General features: G+C 58.7%; 19 protein-coding genes and 3 pseudogenes. 9 read left to right on the top strand and 13 right to left on the bottom strand.

The genetic code is table 11. The annotated features are described in order from the left end of the window. Positions 1-99: hypothetical protein (locus UIA24_RS21830; RefSeq protein WP_245704372.1), on the bottom strand; the 99-nt coding region annotated here is incomplete at its 3' end. Positions 100-357: 258 nt separating this feature from the next. Between UIA24_RS21830 and UIA24_RS21825 the strand changes: the two genes are divergently transcribed. Beyond that, positions 358-1,371: a GlxA family transcriptional regulator gene (locus UIA24_RS21825; protein ID WP_330523906.1), complete on the top strand. Its 1,014-nt coding sequence runs from the start codon at positions 358-360 to the stop codon at positions 1,369-1,371. A 476-nt stretch (positions 1,372-1,847) separates the two neighbouring features. On the opposite strand, the gene UIA24_RS21820 is transcribed toward UIA24_RS21825, so the two are convergent. The 10 genes and pseudogenes from UIA24_RS21820 to UIA24_RS21775 all read right to left on the bottom strand — a co-directional run bounded on the left by UIA24_RS21820 (position 1,848) and on the right by UIA24_RS21775 (position 12,828). Further along, positions 1,848-3,185: an MFS transporter gene (locus tag UIA24_RS21820; protein ID WP_065761237.1), complete on the bottom strand. Its 1,338-nt coding sequence runs from the start codon at positions 3,183-3,185 to the stop codon at positions 1,848-1,850. Positions 3,186-3,299: 114 nt separating this feature from the next. Further along, positions 3,300-4,511, bottom strand: coding sequence for a M24 family metallopeptidase (locus UIA24_RS21815; RefSeq protein WP_065761236.1), 1,212 nt, complete (start codon positions 4,509-4,511; stop codon positions 3,300-3,302). Between the two features lie 238 nt (positions 4,512-4,749). Continuing rightward, a pseudogene (locus UIA24_RS21810) lies at positions 4,750-5,721 on the bottom strand (GlxA family transcriptional regulator); the annotation flags it as partial. Between the two features lie 265 nt (positions 5,722-5,986). Beyond that, on the bottom strand, positions 5,987-7,384 hold the full coding sequence (gene gabP, locus UIA24_RS21805; RefSeq protein ID WP_330523905.1) for a GABA permease: 1,398 nt from the start codon (positions 7,382-7,384) through the stop codon (positions 5,987-5,989). 77 nt (positions 7,385-7,461) lie between these two features. Further along, positions 7,462-8,244 (bottom strand): creatininase, encoded by a 783-nt coding sequence (locus tag UIA24_RS21800; protein WP_065761234.1) that lies wholly within the window; start codon positions 8,242-8,244, stop codon positions 7,462-7,464. A 147-nt stretch (positions 8,245-8,391) separates the two neighbouring features. Next, positions 8,392-9,480 (bottom strand): ABC transporter ATP-binding protein, encoded by a 1,089-nt coding sequence (locus tag UIA24_RS21795; RefSeq protein ID WP_330523904.1) that lies wholly within the window; start codon positions 9,478-9,480, stop codon positions 8,392-8,394. A 40-nt stretch (positions 9,481-9,520) separates the two neighbouring features. Beyond that, the gene (locus tag UIA24_RS21790) at positions 9,521-10,318 is read right to left on the bottom strand and encodes an ABC transporter permease (protein WP_099773986.1); all 798 of its coding nucleotides are present in this window, start codon (positions 10,316-10,318) and stop codon (positions 9,521-9,523) included. Then, a complete protein-coding gene (locus UIA24_RS21785) occupies positions 10,315-11,232 on the bottom strand; it encodes an ABC transporter permease (protein WP_330523903.1) in 918 nt (305 codons plus the stop codon). Before UIA24_RS21785 ends, UIA24_RS21790 begins: the two co-directional genes overlap by 4 nt. Positions 11,233-11,255: 23 nt before the next feature. After that, positions 11,256-12,383, bottom strand: coding sequence for an extracellular solute-binding protein (locus UIA24_RS21780; protein WP_099773984.1), 1,128 nt, complete (start codon positions 12,381-12,383; stop codon positions 11,256-11,258). A 97-nt stretch (positions 12,384-12,480) separates the two neighbouring features. Beyond that, positions 12,481-12,828, bottom strand: a complete 348-nt coding sequence (locus UIA24_RS21775; RefSeq protein ID WP_330523901.1) for a hypothetical protein — start codon at positions 12,826-12,828, stop codon at positions 12,481-12,483. Between UIA24_RS21775 and UIA24_RS23435 the strand changes: the two are divergent. After that, positions 12,812-13,906, top strand: a pseudogene (locus tag UIA24_RS23435) (cache domain-containing protein); the annotation flags it as partial. The gene UIA24_RS21775 and the pseudogene UIA24_RS23435 overlap by 17 nt on opposite strands. After that, positions 13,880-14,645: pseudogene (locus tag UIA24_RS23430) on the top strand (methyl-accepting chemotaxis protein); the annotation flags it as partial. The pseudogenes UIA24_RS23435 and UIA24_RS23430, both read left to right, overlap by 27 nt. 163 nt (positions 14,646-14,808) lie before the next feature. On the opposite strand, the gene UIA24_RS21765 reads toward UIA24_RS23430, so the two are convergent. Next, the gene (locus tag UIA24_RS21765; RefSeq protein WP_065761240.1) at positions 14,809-15,555 is read right to left on the bottom strand and encodes a substrate-binding periplasmic protein; all 747 of its coding nucleotides are present in this window, start codon (positions 15,553-15,555) and stop codon (positions 14,809-14,811) included. Positions 15,556-15,779: 224 nt separating this feature from the next. Here UIA24_RS21765 and UIA24_RS21760 point away from each other — a divergent pair, with 224 nt between their 5' ends. Continuing rightward, on the top strand, positions 15,780-16,331 hold the full coding sequence (locus UIA24_RS21760; protein WP_330523899.1) for an exonuclease domain-containing protein: 552 nt from the start codon (positions 15,780-15,782) through the stop codon (positions 16,329-16,331). A 71-nt stretch (positions 16,332-16,402) separates the two neighbouring features. Next, positions 16,403-16,687: a pyrimidine/purine nucleoside phosphorylase gene (gene ppnP / locus UIA24_RS21755; protein WP_065761227.1), complete on the top strand. Its 285-nt coding sequence runs from the start codon at positions 16,403-16,405 to the stop codon at positions 16,685-16,687. On the opposite strand, the gene UIA24_RS21750 is transcribed toward ppnP, so the two are convergent. Then, positions 16,684-17,415, bottom strand: coding sequence for an alpha/beta family hydrolase (locus tag UIA24_RS21750; RefSeq protein ID WP_330523898.1), 732 nt, complete (start codon positions 17,413-17,415; stop codon positions 16,684-16,686). The two genes, ppnP and UIA24_RS21750, sit on opposite strands and share 4 nt — an antisense overlap. A 49-nt stretch (positions 17,416-17,464) precedes the next feature. Here UIA24_RS21750 and ccoN point away from each other — a divergent pair, with 49 nt between their 5' ends. From ccoN to ccoP, 4 genes are read left to right on the top strand one after another with little or no spacing between them, the layout of a single operon-like run. Continuing rightward, entirely contained in the window at positions 17,465-18,895 is a 1,431-nt protein-coding gene (gene ccoN / locus UIA24_RS21745; RefSeq protein ID WP_099773981.1) for a cytochrome-c oxidase, cbb3-type subunit I, read from the top strand. A gap of 10 nt (positions 18,896-18,905) precedes the next feature. After that, positions 18,906-19,514, top strand: coding sequence for a cytochrome-c oxidase, cbb3-type subunit II (gene ccoO / locus UIA24_RS21740; protein ID WP_065761969.1), 609 nt, complete (start codon positions 18,906-18,908; stop codon positions 19,512-19,514). A gap of 5 nt (positions 19,515-19,519) precedes the next feature. Further along, a complete protein-coding gene (locus UIA24_RS21735; RefSeq protein WP_065761968.1) occupies positions 19,520-19,717 on the top strand; it encodes a cbb3-type cytochrome oxidase subunit 3 in 198 nt (65 codons plus the stop codon). Continuing rightward, positions 19,714-20,649, top strand: a complete 936-nt coding sequence (ccoP, locus tag UIA24_RS21730) for a cytochrome-c oxidase, cbb3-type subunit III (protein ID WP_065761967.1) — start codon at positions 19,714-19,716, stop codon at positions 20,647-20,649. The genes UIA24_RS21735 and ccoP overlap by 4 nt, the downstream gene beginning before the upstream one ends. Positions 20,650-20,860 lie beyond the last annotated feature (211 nt).

Below are 20,860 nucleotides of genomic sequence, written 5' to 3'. Positions count from 1 at the left end.
GATCAGTTCGATGTGATCTTCCTGACGCTGCTCTTCGGCATTCATCGCCGCCAGCAGTGCATCGTCATAACCCTGGAGTTGATCGTTTTTACTGAACATGCTCTCTCCTCATGACGGAGACCTTCCGTCGCTGTTTTTTTTGTTGAGCCGATTGTGCAAAAACGACAGGTGTCATGTTTGTCTGATATCGACATCCAAATGCCCGGCAATCCCTCCAAGGGCCAGGCACCAAGCCCCCACAAGGTGTACTATCCGAGCGCCTGGAAGCAGGCAGGGACAACAAGAAAAACAACCCGTACTGCGATGTCTCGATGCTAATGCCGGAGAACGCATTACCGATGCATAAGAGGAAAGAACATGGCCCAGACATTGAAGGGCACAGCCGCTGCGGATCATTCGGCCAAGGCGCAAAAGCCGGTCAAGACCATCGGTTTTCTGGTGCTGCCGAACTTCACTACCATCGGTTTCGCGTCGGCCGTGGAAACCCTGCGCATCGCCAACATGGCCGCGCATCAAATCTTGTACCGGACCGTCATCATTGCTGCCAATCACGACCCGGTGACCGCCAGTAACGGCATGCGCGTGCTGCCAGACTACGCCATCGAAGACGCACCCGACCTCGACATTCTCTTCGTCGTAGGCGCCAACCCTATCGTTTCCGACCACAGCAGCCGACCACTGCTCAATTGGCTGCGCAAGCTGGCCCATCAACACATCCCATTGGGAGGGATCTGTACCGGAAGCCACCTGCTGGCCCGCGCTGACCTGCTCAAAGGCTACCGTTGCACCATTCACTGGGAAGACATCGAAGCACTCAAGGATCGTTTCCCCGGGATCATCATTTCCAATCAGTTGTTCGAACTGGACCGCGACCGTTACACCTGTTCAGGCGGCGTCGCCGCCATGGACATGATCCTGCAACTGGTCGCCCGCGAACCCAACGGCTCAGAGATCGCCGCGCGGGCTGCCGAGCTGCTGTTGTGTGACCGGGTGCGCGGCGCGCGCGAGCAGCAACGGGTACCGTTGCGCAGCAAGCTGGGCACGTCTCAACCCAAGCTCAGCCAGGTGGTGGCCATCATGGAAGCCAATCTTGAGGAGCCAGTAGGGCTGGATGAACTGGCCGCCTTGAACGATGTGTCGGTGCGGCAACTGGAGCGTTTGTTTAACAAGTACCTGCAACGTACCCCGAGCCAGTACTACCTGGAATTGCGCTTGTCGAGGGCGCGTCAGTTGCTGCTGCGCAGTGAATCCCAGGTACGCGATATCGCCCTGGCCTGCGGTTTCGCCTCGCCTGCGCACTTCTCCAAGTGTTACAGCCGATTCTTTGGCCTGTCCCCCATGGGCGAGCGCAAAAAAGGCGCATTGCAGTAACGTCTTTGGAACGCAGTCTTGAACTGCAATGGCATCCTTCGCAGTGCTTGCATCGCAGGCAAGCCTGCTCCAACGAAAACCGAGCCGCCTGTAGGAGCCGGGCTTGCCCGCGATGGCATCGCTGTGGTGCCAGTGCCTTGGCGGTGCTTACATCGCAGGCAAGCCTGCTCCAACGAAGACCGAGTCGCCTGTAGGAGCCGGGCTTGCCCGCGATCGTATCGCTGTGGTGCCAGTGCCTTCGCAGTGCTTGCATCACAGGCAAGCCTGCTCCAACGAAGACCAAGCCGCCTGTAGGAGCCGGGCTTGCCCGCGATGGCATCGCTGTGGTGCCAGTGCCTTCGCGGTGCTTGCATCGCAGGCAAGCCTGCTCCAACAGAGCCCGCGCCAGCTGTAGGAGCCGGGCTTGCCCGCGATGGCATCGGCGCGGTGCCAGTACCTTCGCGGTGTTTGCATCGCAGGCCTGCCTGGCGAATCAATCAATCCCGCAGCGCTGCATGCGCTGTTTCCCGCACCGACAGCATCGCCACCAGCGCGACCAAGGCTGCCGCCAACAAGTACCAGGCAGGCGCCATCTTGTTGCCCGTCAGCTGGATCAACCACGTGGCGATAAACGGCGCAGTACCGCCAAACAAGGCGTTGGCGATGTTGAAGCTGAAGGCAAAGCCGCTGAAGCGCACCCGAGTCGGGAAAATCTCTGCGAGAAAACTCGGCAAGGTACCGTCGTTCATGGCCAGCATGGCGCCGAAGATGATCTGGATCATCAGAATGACCACCAATGGCTGATGATCCAGCATGCCGAACAATGGGAACGTCAGTAACAGGAACAACACCGACGCCATGACCAGCATGGTCTTGCGACCGAAGAAGTCGGACAGTTTGCCCATGAGGAAAATCAGGCCGATGTAGGTCGCCAGTGAGACGGTCGAGGCAATGAAGGAGTCGCTCTCACTCATCCCCATTTCCGTCGACAGGTAGGTCGGCATGTAACTGAGCAACAGGTAAAAGGCCACAGCGTTGAGGCAGGTGACGCCGATACCGATGATGACGCTGCGACGATGCACGGTCAGCAATTCGCGGATCGGCGCTGCTGTGGCACATTCCTTGTTTTCCAGGCGCTGCTCCATTTCCAGGAACTTGGGGGTGTCCTGCAGGCTCATGCGGATGTAACGGCCGACCAGGCCAAAAGGTGCTGCCAACAAGAACGGCACGCGCCAACCCCAGCTTTGCATGTCTTCGCTGCTCAACAGGCCATGCAGGCCCGCAACGAAGGCCGCGCCGAACAGCAACCCTGCGGCAGTACTCGCCGGCACGATGCTGGTGTACAGCCCTCGCTTGCCTTGTGGCGCATACTCAGCAAGAAATGCCGAAGCACCGGCGTACTCACCGGAAGCAGAAAAACCCTGGACCAGTCGGATAAGCAATAGCAACGCCGGTGCCCACAAGCCGATGTGCCCATAGGTGGGCAGGACACCGATGCAAAACGTCGAAATGGACATGATCAGGATGGAATAGGACAACGCATTTCGACGCCCATACTTGTCACCGAAGTGCCCCCATACCAATCCGCCCAGAGGGCGAACGATAAAGGACAAAGCGAACACGGCAAAGGTTGCAAGCAAACCCGTGGCTTTATCGGTTTGCGGGAAAAAGGTGGCGGCGATGACTGTGGCCAGATAGCCGTAGGCGGCGTAATCGAACCATTCGACGAAGTTACCCATGAAACTGGCACGCGCTGCCTTGCGCAGTGCCTGCCGTTCAGCATCTTGCTCGCGTGAATGAAACCGGGCTGACGTCAGCGTGGAGGTGGTAGACATGACAAGTACCCTTTTTATTGTTATTTCCGGCGAAATGTAGGGCTGGCTCGCTTCTCCCCTGGCAACGTTGACCAGGGAAAAAAAAGCCGCACATCCCTGTGCGGCGTATCACGTTTACTTCTTGATGATGTTCTTCTCTGGCCCGTAAGGGAACTTGGTGATGTTCTCCGAACCCTGCTCGTTGACGATCAGGATGTCGTGTTCGCGATAGCCACCAGCACCCGGCATGCCTTCAGGCAGCATGATCATCGGCTCGATCGACACCACCATGCCTGGCTCGAGTACTGTATCGATATCCTCGCGCAACTCCAGGCCCGCCTCGCGGCCGTAGTAGTGGCTGAGGGTGCCGAATGAATGCCCGTAACCGAAGGTACGGTACTGCAACAGGTCGTGCTGAAGGTAGATCTCGTTCAGCTCTCGAGCGATGTCGCTGCAACGCATGCCAGGCTTGATCAGCTTCAGGCCCGCTTCATGGACCTGGACGTTGACGTTCCACAAGCGCAGGTGCTCGTCGGAGCAGTGATCGAGGAACAGGGTACGTTCAAGGGCGGTGTAGTAGCCGGCGATCATCGGGAAGCAGTTGAGGCTCAGAATATCCCCTTTGTTGACCTTGCGACTGGTCACCGGGTTATGGGCGCCGTCGGTGTTGATGCCCGACTGAAACCAGGTCCAGGTGTCCATCAGCTCGCCTTCAGGGAAGCTGCGGGCGATCTCGCGCACCATCGCCTGAGTAGCGTGCAATGCCACTTCGTACTCAGGTACCTGATCACGCAATGCCTCGACTACCGCCGCACCGCCGATGTCGGCGATACGCGCGCCATGACGAATCATGACGTGTTCTTCTGCGGACTTGATCATGCGCATACGCATGCAGGGTGCGGCGATGTCGACCAATTGCGCCTGCGGATAACGCGCAGCGAGCTTCGCATGGTTCTGCAGGTTCAGATGGTCGAACTCGATACCGATGCGGCCCGCTTTGGGAAGCGCTTGCTCGATGGCGACGAAGAAGTTGTCACGCTGCCAGTCGGTGTAGACGATGTTGTCGGTGCCCACGGTACGACGCCATGGCTGGCCACCGTCGATGTTGGCGCTGATCGACACCACCTTGTCCTGGGTCACGACCAACGCGTAAGGGCGGCCGAAGGAGCAGTAAATGAAATCGCTGTAGTAGTTGACGTTGTGGTAGGAAGTGAACACCGCCGCATCGATATCCTGGGCCGCCATGTAGGCACGCAGCTTGGCCTGGCGATCGGCATATTCCTGCTCGGAAAAGGTCGATTGGACTTTATCGCCGTTGCGGATCTGGATTGTTTTTGGCATTTGCATCGTCTGTGTTCCTTGTCATTGTTAGCGATTCGGTACACCGCTTTTGGCCGGGTCCGTGAGGAGCATTGCAGCAGATACCCAGGGGCATCTTTTGTACGTGCCCGACCCAAAATTGGTTAGATCCGAATCGTGGACACCACGGCCAAAAAAAACCGGCCCCGAGAAATCTCGGGGCCGGACAGGTGTCGCGCCAGTAATGCCCTCAATGCAGCGGCGGGGAACTCATGCGACGACGATGCACGCGCTCATCCTTGGGCGGAACGCCATAGTGTTCGCGGTAGCGCTTGGAGAAATGCTGAGTTGAAATGAAGCCGCACTCAGTCGCGACCTGCATCACCGGCAGCGCCGTCTGCCTGAGCAGTTGCCGTGCCCGCATCAACCTCAACTTCTGGTAATAGCGCATGGGGGTACTGTAGAGATACTTCAGAAACAACCGCTCCAACTGCCGCCTGGAAACACTCAGGTAGCTGGCCAGTTCATCGAGGCTAAGCGGTTCGCGCAGGTTGCTTTCCATCAGCGCCACGACCTCCTGCAGTTTCGGCTGCGCATGCCCCAACATGTGCTTGAGTGGCAGGCGCTGATGGCCCTGTTCGTTGCGCCGGTGATCAAAGGCCAGGGTCTCACAGATCTGCGCCACCAGTTCTGACCCATGCCCCGCACCAATCAACCGCAACATCATGTCCAGGGAAGCGGTACCGCCCGAGGCCGTGTAACGATCACGGTCAATGACAAACAATTGCGCGCTTAAAGTGACCCCTGGAAACCCCTCCTGCATGTCCATCAGGTAGGGCCAGTCGACACTGCAATCGTAGCCATCAAGCAGGCCGGCTGCGGCCAAGGCCCAGCTCCCAGAGCACACGCCGCCCAAGTGCAGCCCCTGTTCGGACTGTGACTTGAGCCAGGACGCCTGTTCAGCAGTACAACTGCGCTCAATGCCTTTGCCGCCACACACAAACAGTGCGTCCATTGCTGGCGCATTACTGGCAGCCGCATTGGGGGATATCTGCAGGCCATTGCTGGCCCATACCGGGCGACCATCCAGGGTCAAGGTGTGCCAACGGTAGAGCTCCTGCCCCGACAACTGATTGGCCAGGCGCAGCGGCTCAACGGCGCAAGACATGGCCATCAGGGAGAAGTTGTTGACCAGCAAAAAGCCCACCGACTCAAGTACGCGTTCATGCGGACCGTGCTGTTTATCGTCGATTGCCATAGTGGTATTTGTCATCAAAACCTGCCACCTCTGCGCAAGAATTAAGCGCGCTTGAGTGGATTATCAGATCTACAACACCACCAACATTGTCTGAATTCGACCCTCGATTGTTTACATTCGGCGCCCACCTGGCGTGGGTCCATGTCGTTTCGAAGGGGAAGCAGGCGCGCCAGGAGCACTGGCGGCGGGGGAAGGAAAAAGCCGGCCTGCTCTGAGAGCAGGCCGTATACAGGTCAGTGATAGAGGGCGCCAGCGAGGTCTGGCGTCAAACGCTTTCCGTCGACGCGACCTTAATGGTTTGCACGGCAGTCGCCTTCCTGGCGTTGAAGATTGAGCCCATGCAGACGATGCACAGCGTGAGCGCACCGGTAGCAATCACTTCCATACGATGCTCTGGCAACATCAACATAACGGTCAGGATGCTCAAGATGCAGAAAATGACCAGGTAGCTGAGCCATGGGTAAAACCACATCTTGAATGCAATGTGCTGCCCCGACTCATTCAGTTTCTTGCGAAGTTTGAGCTGAGAAACCGCAATGACGAGGTACACAAGCAGTGCAACAGCGCCCGAACTGGCAAGCAGGAACGAGAACACTTCATCGGGCGCGAAGTAATTGAGCGCGGTCGTCAGAAAGCCGACGGCGGTGCTCGTCAGTACCGCCACATAGGGCACACCCGACGATGTAGTTTTCTGCAGCACTTGCGGGCCATCTCCACGCTTGCTCAGGGAGTAGACCATGCGCGAGGCCGTATAGATGGCTGAGTTGAGGCAGCTGGCCACCGCTATCAGTACCACAATATCGACAATCATCTTCGCCTGCGGAACGTTCATCAGCTCAAGCGCTCGCTGATAAGAACCCACCTCCCGAAGCATGGGGTCATTCCAGGGAACAATGGAGATGATGAGGAAGACCGAGACAATGTAGAAAATACCCATGCGCCAGACGACCGAGTTTGTCGCGCGGGTAATCTGCTTGGCCGGGTTCTGGGATTCAGCCGCTGCAATCGTGACGATTTCCGTGCCCATGAAACTGAATACGGTGGTAAGCATCGCGCCGATGACAGCGGTCATGCCATTAGGCATGAAGCCACCAAACGTCTTGCTCAGCTCCATGACGCCACTCACCTCTCTACCGGGCAATGCGCCTGCCAGGGCCAGCCCACCAATGGCGATGAAGCCCAATACCGCAATGACTTTGAGCATGGCGAACCAGAACTCGAACTCGCCATAACGCGCCACGCTGAACAGGTTGGTTACCGTCAGCAGCGCGGTAACCGCAATTGCAAACTCCCACGTCTGCACCGCAGGGAACCAGGCGTGCAGAATAGCAGCGGCGGCAATGGCTTCGATTGGAATCACCAACACCCAGAACCACCAGTACAACCAGCCGATGGTAAAGCCTGCGCTACGTCCCATCGCCCGCTCGGCATAGGTGGAGAATGATCCGGTATCCGGTGAGGCTACTGCCATTTCGCCCAGCATACGCATGACCAGAACGACCAGCGTGCCGGAAAAAATGTAAGCCAGAATCGCCGCGGGGCCGGCAGACGCGATGGCATGCCCTGAGCCGATGAACAGGCCGGCACCAATGGCACCGGCGATGGAGAGCATGGTGACATGACGCTGCTTGAGGCCTGGGGCCAGAGTGGAGCTGTTGGACATGATATTTACCCTTTTTATTCTATTTAGGAGGGTGAAGAATCAGCTGCAGGTTGTTGTTTCGGCGCTCACGGATGCTCTTATGTTGTCAGATCAAACGCCTCCCGCACTGCGGCGCTGATACCGGAGACACAGACACTCAGGATCAGTTCGCCTTTCTCGCGGCTGGAGCCTTTAGGGGAAGACAGGGTTCCACATGCCGGCGTGCGCTCTGGGATGATGGGAAAGACGTCATACGGCGGGAAGGTGGCCGGGGGATGGTCGACAGCACGGCTCAGATCGACCTTGTCGGGGTGCAGGGCCAGCATCAGCGACGTCTCGAAGACACCGCCATGTTCGATATCCCAACCGAGGAAACCTTCGGGATAAAGCTGTTCAATCACGGCCGGGTCGTTAATGAAGTCCCAGTAGGACAGCACCACCACTTTGAAATCGTTGATGCCGCCATAACGGAGTTCGCGAAGGGCAAGGTCAATACCTTCGACAATGAACATCGAGTTTTCGTAATGCCCATTCATCAACACCAGCTTGCGCGCACCATGACGTGCCAGCTCTCGAATGATGTCCTGAACGGTATGGGTCAGCGTGGCGCCATCAAGGCTCGTCGTTCCGGGAAAGTGGTTGCCACCCCCCGATTTTTGCTGAGACTTGTACCCATAGGCCAGCGCGGGCAAAACCAGGCCATCGACATTGAACGCTACCGCCTTGCAGACCGCTGTCGGCAACAGGACATCGACCTCCATGCACATGTGATGGCCATGCTGCTCCAATGCGCCGACGGGCAGGAATATCGGGCAACCGTCAGCCACCTTCTGCGCATATTCCGGCCAGGTGAGTTCGCCGATCACTACGCTGTTGTTCATGCACACACCCTCTGTAAGTGTCTTATTATCTTCATGTTTTTCAAGCGCCGAACCGCGCGCCACTATAGTTACTGCCGTGGTACAGCGGTAGCCTTGTTTTGTGCACTGCCCCGTTGGGGAACATGCACGCCGTGCGTGCCCCGATGCTCAATCGCCGCGCAGGATCAACGCACACGCGCCGTCCCATTCGGCAACGATGTCTTGTCCATTGCGCAGGCCAAGTCGGTTGTAATCGGCATGCGGTTTCTGCACCTGCAGTTCAAGCCCATCGCCGGCATCAAGGTAAATATTCACCATCGAGCCAATGAACTCTTCACCGACCACGGTACAGGCCAGGCGGTTGGACCGGCTGGGGTGCAGGGTCAGGTTGATATGCTCGGCGCTCAGGCAGACAGTGACCTGCTCGCCAGGAGCGATCGCCTTGCCCTCCGGTCGCCGCGCAAGAAACTCACCGTGCTGCGAGCCGACACGAACCAGCCCCCTCTCGTCGAAACCTGTGACCGTGCCGCAGAGGATATTCTTGCCACCAATGAACTCGGCGACGAAGCGGTTGTGCGGCTCCAGGAAAACGTCCTTCGGCGAGCCTATCTGCTCTACCCTGCCCCGACTCATGATCACCACACGATCGGCCATGGCGAAGGCTTCGGACTGACTGTGCGTGACGTAGACGAAGGTGATGCCAAGGTCCTTCTGCAGCCCGGTCAGCACGCCCTGCATGCGCACGCTCAAATGAGCATCGAGCGCACTCAGCGGTTCATCGAGCAACAGGATTGATGGCTCGGTGACTAGCGAGCGTGCCAGCGCCACACGCTGACGCTGGCCGCCGGAGAGCAGGCTGATGTCACGCATGGCAAACTCTTCCAAGCCAAGCCGCTCAAGCCATTGCAGCGCCTTCTTGCGTCGCTCGGCCTTCGCCATGCCGCGCATCCGCAGGCCAAACTCGACGTTCTCGACCACATTGAGGAACGGGAACAGCGCCAGGTTCTGCCAAACCAGCGGCGTCTCCCGCTCCCAGGAATACAGGTCGTTGATCCGTTCGCCGTTGAGACGTATCTCGCCTTCAGTCGGCTTGTCGAGCCCGGCGAGCATGCGCAGCGTCGTGGTCTTGCCGCAGCCGCTCGAGCCCATGATCGCAACAAACTCGCCCTTGTAAATTTCAAGGTTCATGCGCTCGACAGCATGGTAACTGCCGAAATTCTTGACCACGTTATCGAATACCACCAGCGGTTGAGTCATGGCTGAAATCCTTCGGGTCCAGTTATGTACCAGGGTGACATCAAACCGTTGCAGGCTTGTTTCGCCGCATCAGCAGCAGTTGTGCGAGGATCACCAACGTCATCGTCGTGATGAAGACAATCGTGCCGATCGCATTGATGGTCGGGCTCACCTGCCCCTGCAACGTATTCAGGATGCGTACCGGAACCGTTTCGTTGAGCCCGGACACGAACCAGGCGACGGCGAACTCATCGAAAGAAACAGCCATGGTCACGAACAGCGCAGCGAAGATGCTTGGGGCGGTGAACGGCAGGATTACAAAGCGCATGGCCTTCCATTGATTGGCACCGAGGTTCCAAGCCGCCGCCTCGATGTTCGGATCCATCTGCGCAAGGCGCATCCGGATCACCGCCATCGCGAACGGTGCACACATCACCACGTGACTGATCATCACCGCGTAGATCTCGCCGGAAAGCCCGACCCGCGACAGGAAAGCCAGCATGGCCAACCCCATGATCACCACCGGAATGGTCGGCGGCAGCAACGCCAGCGCCATGTAGATCGACTTGCCAAAGAACTGATAGCGGTAGTCGGTATAGGCCGCGGTGAAGCCCAGCACGGTCGACACCAGGGACACCACCACACCCACCATCAGGCTGTTCTTGAATGCCTGCCACACCGCTGGGTCGGCGGCGATGGTCTCGTACCAGTGCAGGCTGAAACCACCCAATGGCAAGGACGGGAAACGGTCGATGTTGAATGAGAACACGACGCTGCCGGCAATCGGCGTGAAGATGAAGACAAACACCAGCACCACGTAACTGCGCAGCACCAGGTTGATCAGACGATGCTCGTTCATGCACGCCTCCGATAAGCGAAGCGAACCGCTGCGAAAGCCGTGATCAACAACGTAACGATCATCATCGTTGCGATCACCGCCGCACGTGGCCATTGCTGGCCGGACTTGGTGGTATCAGTGATCAGCGTGCTCAAGGTCGGCGGCTGGCCACCGCCCAGATAGAGCGGGCTGACGAAGTCACCGAACGTCAGGATGAAGCAGAACAGCGCCGCGACGACGATACCGATTCGTGCCGACGGCACCACCACCAGAAACACCGTGCGTATCCGCCCGCAACCCAGATTGTGCGCGGCCTCTATCAGCGAACGGTCGATGTACATCAGGCTGAACAACTGCAGCAACACCACCAGCGGCAGGCACAGCGTGAAGTAACCGACATAGGTTGCAAACGCAGTGTTCAGCATTGTCAGGGGTTCCAGCCCGAACTGGCCCAGCGCGGCATTGAGGATGCCGTTATCGCTGAGGAACACCTGCCATGAATAGGTGCGCACCAGGTAGCTGGTGAAGAACGGTGTGATCAGCAACAGCACGATCAACTGTTTTACCGACTCACGAAACTTGAACGCGATGGTGTAAGCGCAGGGCAACGCCACCACACTGATCAGCACTGCCGCCCCCGCAGCCATCGCCAGGGTATGGGCATAGGCGTCCCAGAAGAACCCGCGGCTGAGCATGTAGCTCCAGTTCAGCCACTCGAACGTCGGCACCATCCGGAAGTTGCGTACGACCCAAAAACTGATCGCTACCAGAAACGCCAGCGGGAATACGAAGAAGACCGACTGCCAGACCAGTATCGGCATCGAGAAGCTGAGGCCGTACCCTGGCAAGCGCAAGCCCCTTCTGCCGCCACGCGGCTGCACCGTGCTGCCGTTGGTAGCCACAGGCGGCGAAATCTTTAACTTGTTTGACATCATTGCGACCACCTCCGCACGCTTCGTCAAGCACCCTTGTATTCGGACCAGAAGTCGTTCCAGTCCTCCAGGCTCTGCTGGACCGGAAGCTCGCGGTACTTGATGCGACCTGCACGGATGTCATCCATGACGTTGTGCTGACCGAGCACCATGCCTTGACGCTTGGCTTCGGCGGGATCGGTCTTGTTCAGCAGTTCCCACCCCCGCTTGTTGGGGATGAGTGCGGGATAAGCGGCCATTTTCGCCGACTTGACCTGGCCTTCCGGCGAGGTGATGTATTGGATGAACTTCTTCGCCAGCTCCGGGCTGTGCGCGTTCTTGGCAATGCAGTAGGACTCCGTCCATTGCAACCCGCCCTCCTCCGGCACCACGGTTTTCAGCGGCGCGCCGGAGCGCTGCAACACACCCGTGATCCAGTCGCCGATGCCGCACATCGCATGGATCTGACCATTCTTGAGCGACGAGAAGGTTCCGCCATAATCGAAGAACCCGCCGATCTGCGGGCGCAGGGTCATCATCTTCTGCTTGACGCTTTGCCAGTGCGCAGGATCGATGTCGTAGGGCCGCGCATTAGCATTGGCCAAACTGATCTGCCCCAGGTTGGGCAAGTGCCAATCGAAGTGCCCGACCTTGCCCTTGAGGCTGTCGTCCCAGAACACGCTGTAGCTGCGCACCTTGGCTTCAGGAACAAGCAAGGTGTTGTAGGCGATGCCGAGAAAGCCGAAGCGGATCAAGACCGAGTACAGTTCATCGCCTTTCCAGTGCCCGGGGAAGTGCTGGAATTCGGGGTAGAAATCATCGAAGGGGTAGTCGGCGGGATCGAGCCGCTCAATGTATTCAGCGGCATTGAGTTGCTGCACGTACTCGGCATCAGACAGGATCAGGTCGAAGGTGCCGGGCGGGGACTGTGATATCAACCCGAGCATGTTATCCCCGCCGGTATAGTACTTGGCCCGGACCTTGACCCCATACTGGCGCTCAAAATCGGCAACGATATCCGGTTCTGCGTGCCCGGCCCATGCCAGGATAACCAGCTCTTTTTCCGCTGCCGCGAAACTTCTCATCGGGAGGAAGCTGGAAAGCGCGGCGGTGCCCGCCAGGATACTGCTAGTTTTGATGAATGTACGGCGTGAAAGGTCGATGCTTTTTTTCATTATTGTCTCTCCTCGGTGATGGAAAGTTGCTTCTGTCCTTCTGGCCTCGCCTCTTGCTTTTTTTCTGTTTGGGTACGCGAACAGAGGAGGAATACCGTCAACGCCCCCTTCCTCTCAGCCCCGCCGCAGCAACATAAACATTGAATTGAATGCCCCCATACGACCCAGCATTGACGGATTCCCGAGAAGCATTGCAGCAGATACCCACACGCCGTTTTTGTACGTGTCCGACCTGAAATTGATCAGATCCGCCCTTGCCGATTTTATTGGGCTCAGGCGTGCCAAACTGCTGACGTACACCGCTCGATTGGCGATTTTTGCGTACTTCAAGGACGGCATCCCCAGGTTGCTCTTTCAATGGGCCACCACGTTTTTCTGAAACAGCTAATTCACCCGGACAACACAAATAATAAAAAGTAGAGGGTTGTATGACGATTCGCTTCAAACTCATAGCCGCCTTTATTGGCGTCACGTTGATTCCCGTATTGATGATTACGTTGTTTGTCGCCAACCAGGCGATGAACAGGGAACGCGAACAGTTCAACCAGAGCAGCATTAAACAAATTCATGAAGTGGATAATGCCTTTTCTTTCTTCCTTGAAAGTGTCGCAGAAAACGTCACGCTATTGAGTCAGACGCAGGTATTGAAGTCCGCCGACAATACCCTTCAGCGTTATATCGAAACATCACACGTGACGAAGATGCACGCCCCTGATAGCGGGGTGGGCGCTGCGATCTATGAGCTGTTCGCACAGATGGGCAAATCGCACCCCAGTTACGCCTACGTCTATGCGGCCACGAGCCAGGGGCATTATCTGCAATGGCCAGAGTCAGATATCCGCGCCCACTACGACCCACGTGAACGGCCTTGGTTCAAGGCCGCCCTTACGGGCAATGGCAAGCCTGTTCGCACGCAGGCTTATACGTTTACCGAGGATAACGCCGTTATTGTTTCCACGGCACAGACCTTTATCGATGCCGATGGCGGAACGGGTGTCGTGTCGCTGGACGTTTCGCTGAACAAGTTGACCGAAGTGGCCGGAAAGATCCGTTTTGGTAACAACGGCTATCTGTTGTTAGTGGAGAGTGACGGCAACGTGCTGGCCGACCCAATGCACCCCACCAACAATTTCAAAGCCCTGGCGAGCCTGGGTGACGGGTATGCCTTTCTTGCCAACCAACCAGCAGGTTTCTACACCGTGCAACTGGATGGCAAAGACTACAGCGCCAGCGTGTACAGGTCGCAAACCTTGGGCTGGACCTACATTGCCCTGATCGAGAGCAGCGAAATCAACGCTGGCGGCTGGCACCTGGTGTGGGTGATCACACTGCTGGGCGCTGTCCTGGTGATGATCTTCGGGCTGTGCGGCGTAGCACTGTCCAAAGTGCTGATTGCACCGATCAACACAACCTCAGCGGGCTTGCGCGATATTGCCAGCGGCGAGGCCGACCTGACGCGCCGTTTACAGATCAAGGGCAACGATGAAACCGCGCAAATGGCCAAGGGCTTCAATGGCTTTGTCGACAGTATCCAGAACTTGATCAAGGATATTCGCGCGTCCAGCGTGCAGGTCGAACAAAGCGCTGCGGCTATCGGTGTCCAGGCCAGCCAGCTCGACGATACGGCACAGCGTCAGTCGACTGCGGTGGACATGGTGTCTACTGCGTTCCATGAAATGGTCGCCACCGCCAATGAAGTGGCGATCAACTGCAATCGCGCCGCTGAAGCCGCACAGCACGGCCAGGACCAGGCGCACAAAGGCCAGCAGGTTATCGGGCTCATGGTCAGCCAGGTTGGCAGCCTGGGGGACCGTATTCGTCAGGCTGCGGAGTCGATCAGCCAACTGGAGCACAATACCCAGGGTATCACTGCCATTCTCGACACCATCCGCGGTATCGCTGAGCAGACCAACCTATTGGCGCTCAATGCCGCCATCGAGGCCGCACGCGCAGGCGATCAGGGACGTGGTTTTGCGGTGGTGGCCGACGAAGTGCGGGCATTGGCCAAGCGCACCTCCGATTCGACCGAACAGATCAACGGCTTGCTCGGCAAACTGGTCAGCAGCAGCCAGAGCGTGGCGATGGAAATGCATCACAGCCTGGTGCAGTCAAACGAATCGGTCGAATTTACGGCTCAAGTGGAGGCAGCATTTGCCGGTGTGCATGAGGCCGTGACGACGATCAAGGATATGAATACCCAGATTGCCACCGCCGCCGAAGAACAACATGCCGTGGCCGAAGACATCAACCGCCATATCGCCGATATTCACAGCGATGCCAGTCGTATCAGTGAAGTATCCAGTGTGTCCAGGACCACCACGCGCTCGCTGACCCAGATCTCAAGCGAGTTGAACACCTTGGTGGGGCGCTTCCGCACCGACTGAGTGCTGTACAGGTGTGTTGGCAGGCTAGGCCTGCAACGACGTCAACGCGACTTCGCGACGTGGATTTGATACGGCTTGAAAATACCCGCCAGTTTTCCATTGTCGCGCAGTTGCTGCAGCAGCCCCTGGAACGCTTCGCCGCTGATCGGTGCACCGGGGCGCAACAGGGCGAAGTGATGGTAAACCTGATCCACTCGTTCGGAAGCCAACAGCTGTTCAGCGCTGCCAGGATTACGCGCCAGGTAATCCGACAGGTACGAACGGGTAACCAAGGCAATATCCGCCCGGTCGCGCTGAACCATCAACAGGTTGCTGTCGTGGGAATAGGTCAGCGTGGCGTTGTAAAGCTCAGCCAGGTCGCGTGGGTTTGAGTTGAACTTGGCAAAGGCGTAGTGATAGCCACTGAACAGTGCCAGCCGCTTGCCCTGAAGGTCGGCAAAATACGCTTGATCACGGCCAGGCAGGCGATGGGTAACGAACACCTCGGCATCCTCAAGCCCCATGTCGACGCTGGCATGAGGAATCTGTTGCCAGCCCCATTCAGGGTTCTCGAAGATCGCCATATCGATGCGACCGTGCTGGAAGTCGCGAAAGCGTCGCGGGATCGACGTGGGCACCAGAACGAAGCGGTACTGCTGCTGCAGTTGGTTGAGAGCATCGATCAGTTGCGGCAACAAGCCTGTATCAGCGCCTTGCTCGGGGCGTACCGTGTAAGGAGGGAAATGCGCGGCGCCCACCCGGACCTCAACATCCTCGAAGGCACTTGCCGACGGAGCGAGCCACGCCATGGCAAACAGCAGCAGAGCAGACAACAGCGGCGGCAATGGCACGGACTTCAAGGCTACACACTCTCGAGGGACGGGACGTGGACGCCCTTTAAGCTAGGCGTTTTACCACGTTTGCACAACCAAAGAGTAGGCCAGCAAGGGCGCCACCGCTGCCAAAACAGGGGATATCCTAAACGCCGCGCATTCGCTACGCTCTAGCCTGCATATTGGATGGGAAGCGGATGATGGGGCATTGGCTGGTAATCGACCTGGAAGCCACCACTGACGACGGTGGCTGGCCAGTCGCGGAAATGGAAATCATTGAAATCGGTGCCAGCCTGGTCAACCGCGACGGCCGCGAGGTGGACCACTTCCAGCGGTTTATACGGCCACGGCGTCGCCCCCAACTGACCACGTTCTGCCGCGAGCTGACCCATATCAGCCAGACCAATGTCGATACAGCAGCCTCGTTCATGGAGGTCTGGGCGCAATTCGAGCGCTGGCTCAGCCACCATCAGCCGCACCTTGAGGGTTGGGTCAGTTGGGGGGACTACGACCGCAAGCAGTTGCTGCAGGAATGGCAACAGCATGAGGTCGACAGCCTGCTGGCCAACATCCCCCATATCAACCTGAAACAGCACTTCGCCAAGGCCCGGCACCTGCAACGTCCACTCGGCCTGAATGGCGCGCTGCAACTGGCCGGCCTGCAGTTTTGCGGGCAGCAGCACCGCGCCCTGGAAGATGCCCGCAACACGGCGCGCCTGCTACCGTTGACCCTGCCTGCCAGCGGCATTTGAAAGCGGATGACGGCAACCGGGCGCTTGGGCATACTGGCCAACCTTTTTTCCCCCTTTTTCAGGAGTCGCCCATGTTTAAAGTCAACGAGTACTTTGATGGCACGGTCAAATCCATCGCATTCGGCACCGCCGAAGGTCCGGCCACGATTGGCGTGATGGCTCCGGGCGAATACGAGTTCGGTACCAGCCAGCGCGAGATCATGCATGTGGTCTCCGGGGCCCTGACCGTCAAGCTGCCAGACAGCGACAACTGGGAAACCTTCAGCGCTGGCAGCCAGTTCAATGTACCGGCCAACAGCAAGTTCCAACTGAAAGTCGCTGTCGACACCGCCTACCTTTGCGAGTACCGCGGTTAAGCAATCGTCGCCGGGGTTGCCCTGACCCCGGCACTCACTTCATCAATGAAGCGCACAACCCGGTCTGCCGCCGTCTGTAAATGATCGGCATGACTGAACCCCGACGCCTTGAGTGGCTTCAAGTCATGGTCAGCGGCGTGCAGCCAGCACAGCTCGATGGCTGACGACAACGCATACCCCTCCACTGTTTGGCGATTGCCCAACGCGTCACGCTCGCCCTGAATGATCAAGGTCGGCGTCTTCAGCGCCGCCAGATGCGCTACCCGCGGTTTTTCCGGCTTGCCCGACGCATAGAACGGATACCCCAGGCAAACCAGTGCATCGGCGCCCAGCTCATCGACCAACAAGCTCGCCATGCGCCCGCCCATGGACTTGCCACCGATTGCCAACACCCCAGCGACCGATGGTCGCACTTGACAGTACACCTCGCGCCAGTATTCGAGCAGTACCGCCTGCGGATTCGGCGGCCTTTTGCCGCCATCCAGCCGTCGCTGAGCCATGTAGGGAAACTCAAAGCGCAACACCGCCAACCCTTGCCCCGCAAGCCTTTGCGCCATGTCTTCCATGAACGCGCTGTCCATGGGGGCGCCTGCACCATGGGCCAGAATCAACACGTCGCGACAGGGTTTATCCCCCTGATTCTGCGGGGCATTCCAGCGCCAGCCACGTGCCGCCACCCGTTGCGCCCATTGATCCCCGTCAATACCGGCCAATTGCCCATTACTCATGCTTGCCTCGCTAATAAGTCTGCCTATAACCGTGGATGGGAACCCATACATGAACACAACCAGCAGTACCGCCTACAACTACAAGGTGGTCCGCCAATTCGCCATTATGACGGTGGTGTGGGGGATAGTCGGGATGGGACTCGGCGTTTTTCTTGCCGCGCAACTCGTCTGGCCTTCACTCAACTTCGACCTCCCCTGGACCAGCTTCGGGCGCCTGCGCCCGCTGCACACCAACGCGGTGATCTTCGCCTTCGGTGGTTGTGCATTGTTCGCCAGTTCCTACTACTCGGTGCAACGCACCTGCCAGACCACGCTGTTTTCGCCGCGTCTGGCCGCGTTCACCTTCTGGGCCTGGCAACTGGTCATCGTCCTGGCTGCCGTATCCCTGCCGCTGGGCTTCACCAGCTCCAAGGAATACGCTGAGCTGGAATGGCCAATCGACCTGCTGATCACCATCGTCTGGGTCGCTTACGCCGTGGTGTTCTTCGGCACGCTGATGAAACGCACCACCAAGCACATCTACGTGGGCAACTGGTTCTTCGGTGCATTCATCATTACCGTGGCCATCCTGCACATCGTCAACAACCTGGAAGTGCCGGTCAGCCTGACCAAGTCCTACTCACTGTACAGTGGCGCCACTGACGCCATGGTCCAGTGGTGGTACGGCCATAACGCCGTAGGCTTCTTCCTGACCGCAGGCTTCCTCGGCATGATGTACTACTTCGTGCCCAAGCAAGCCGAACGTCCGGTGTACTCCTATCGCCTGTCGATCGTGCACTTCTGGGCACTGATCACCCTGTACATCTGGGCCGGCCCGCACCACCTGCACTATACCGCCCTGCCCGACTGGGCCCAGTCGCTGGGCATGGTCATGTCGCTGATCCTGCTGGCGCCAAGCTGGGGTGGCATGATCAACGGCATGATGACCCTCTCGGGCGCCTGGCATAAGCTGCGCAGCGACCCGATCCTGCGCTTCCTGGTGGTATCGCTGGCGTTCTACGGCATGTCGACCTTCGAAGGCCCGATGATGGCCATCAAGACCGTCAACGCGCTGTCCCACTACACCGACTGGACCATCGGCCACGTACATGCGGGCGCCCTGGGCTGGGTCGCGATGATCTCCATCGGCGCGCTGTACCACATGATCCCGAAAGTCTTCGGTCGTGAGCAGATGCACAGCATCGGCCTGATCAACGCCCACTTCTGGCTGGCCACCATCGGCACCGTGCTCTACATCGCCTCGATGTGGGTCAACGGTATCGCCCAAGGCCTGATGTGGCGCGCGGTCAACGCCGACGGCACCCTGACCTACTCCTTCGTCGAGACCCTGGTCGCCAGCCACCCTGGCTTCATCGTGCGCTTCGTCGGCGGTGCCATCTTCCTGACTGGCATGTTGCTGATGGCCTGGAACACCTGGCGCACCGTGACCGTCGCCGCTCCGGCCAAAACCGAAGCCGACGCCGCCACCCAGCTGGCCTGAGGAAAGCGAAATGAAACACGAAACTATTGAGAAGAACGTTTTCCTGCTGGTGCTGCTGATGGTGGTCGCCGTGAGCATCGGTGGCCTGACCCAGATCGTCCCGCTGTTTTTCCAGGACGTCACCAACAAGCCGGTCGAGGGCATGAAGCCCTACACCGCACTGCAACTGGAAGGCCGTGACATCTACATCCGCGAAGGCTGCGTCGGCTGCCACTCGCAGATGATCCGCCCGTTCCGTGCTGAAACCGAGCGCTACGGCCACTACTCGGTTGCCGGTGAGAGCGTCTGGGACCACCCGTTCCTGTGGGGCTCCAAGCGTACCGGCCCGGACCTGGCCCGTGTCGGCGCTCGCTACTCCGACGACTGGCACCGTGCGCACCTGTACAACCCGCGCAACGTCGTGCCTGAGTCGAAGATGCCCGCCTACCCATGGCTGGTGGCCAACCAGGTCGACAGCACGCACACCGAGGCCAAGCTGCGCACCATGCGCACCCTCGGCGTACCGTACAGCGATGCCGACATCGCCGGTGCCCGCGACGCGGTCAAGGGCAAGACCGAAATGGATGCGCTGGTCGCCTACCTGCAGGTGCTCGGCACCGCGATCAAGAACAAGAGGTAAGCCCCATGGACTTCACACTGGATATCGGCCAGCTACGCGGCCTGGGCACACTGCTGGTGATGATCGCCTTCATCGGCCTGGCCTTCTGGGTGTTCAACGCCCGCCGCGACCGTGACTTTGCCGAGGCACGCCTGCTGCCGTTCGCCGATGATCGCCTGCCCCCTACCGCCAATGAATCCGCCTTGAGGAGTACCCGGCAATGACCACCTTCTGGAGTACGTATATCTGCGTACTGACCATCGGTAGCCTGGTTGGCCTGACCTGGCTGCTACTGGCCACACGCAAGGGCGAAAGCAAAGGTTCCACCGACCAGACCATGGGCCACAGCTTCGACGGCATCGAGGAATACGACAACCCGCTGCCCAAGTGGTGGTTCTGGCTGTTCGTTGGCACCCTGATGTTCTCGGTCGGCTACCTGATCCTCTACCCTGGCCTGGGTAACTGGAAAGGCATGCTGCCTGGCTACAAGGACGGCTGGACCGGCGTTAACGAATGGCAGAAAGAGATGGACAAGGCAGACGCCAAGTTCGGACCGATCTTCGCCAAATTCGCCGCCATGCCAGTGGAGGAAGTGGCCAAGGACCCACAAGCCCTGAAAATGGGTGGCCGCCTGTTCGCCTCCAACTGCTCGGTGTGCCACGGTTCCGACGCCAAGGGCGCCTATGGCTTCCCTAACCTGACCGACAATGACTGGCGCTGGGGTGGCGAGCCGGAGACCATCAAGGCCTCGATCCTCAATGGCCGTCACGGCATCATGCCGGCCTGGGCTGAAGTGATTGGCGAACAAGGTGTAGCCGACGTGGCAGCCTTTGTCCTGACCAACCTCGATGGCCGCACCCTGCCAGAAGGCACGAAAGCCGATCCGGCCAATGGCCAGAAGCTCTTCGCAACCAACTGCGTGGCCTGCCACGGGCCTGAAGGCAAAGGTACCCCAGCCATGGGCGCACCGAACCTGACTCACCCACAGGCGTTCATCTACGGTTCGAGCTTTGCCCAACTGCAGCAGACCATCCGTTACGGCCGCCAGGGCCAGATGCCTGCCCAGCAGGAAATCCAGGGTAACGACAAGGTTCACCTGCTGGCCGCCTACGTCTACAGCCTGTCCAAGGGGAACGAACAGGCCTCTGCCAAGTGAAATGATTTTGTAACTGAGGCTTGACTAAAAACGCCGCACCTTCAGGGGTGCGGCGGCTTATCCCCCCTCCTTCCCCCCGCCTTGCGACCAAGTGTCGCAGCCAGGCACACCCTCGCCTTGCACCGCCATCAATTGGAACTAAGCTTGTTGCCACAGTGGGTGGAATGAGCGGTCCTGCTGCACTTTTCTGGGGCACTCACCGCCAACGATT

Source organism: Pseudomonas sp. AL 58, assembly GCF_036348395.1.
Lineage (GTDB): Bacteria > Pseudomonadota > Gammaproteobacteria > Pseudomonadales > Pseudomonadaceae > Aquipseudomonas > Aquipseudomonas defluvii.
The sequence above is the reverse complement of the archived record's forward strand: the minus strand, read 5'-3'. Positions and strand labels throughout refer to the sequence as shown.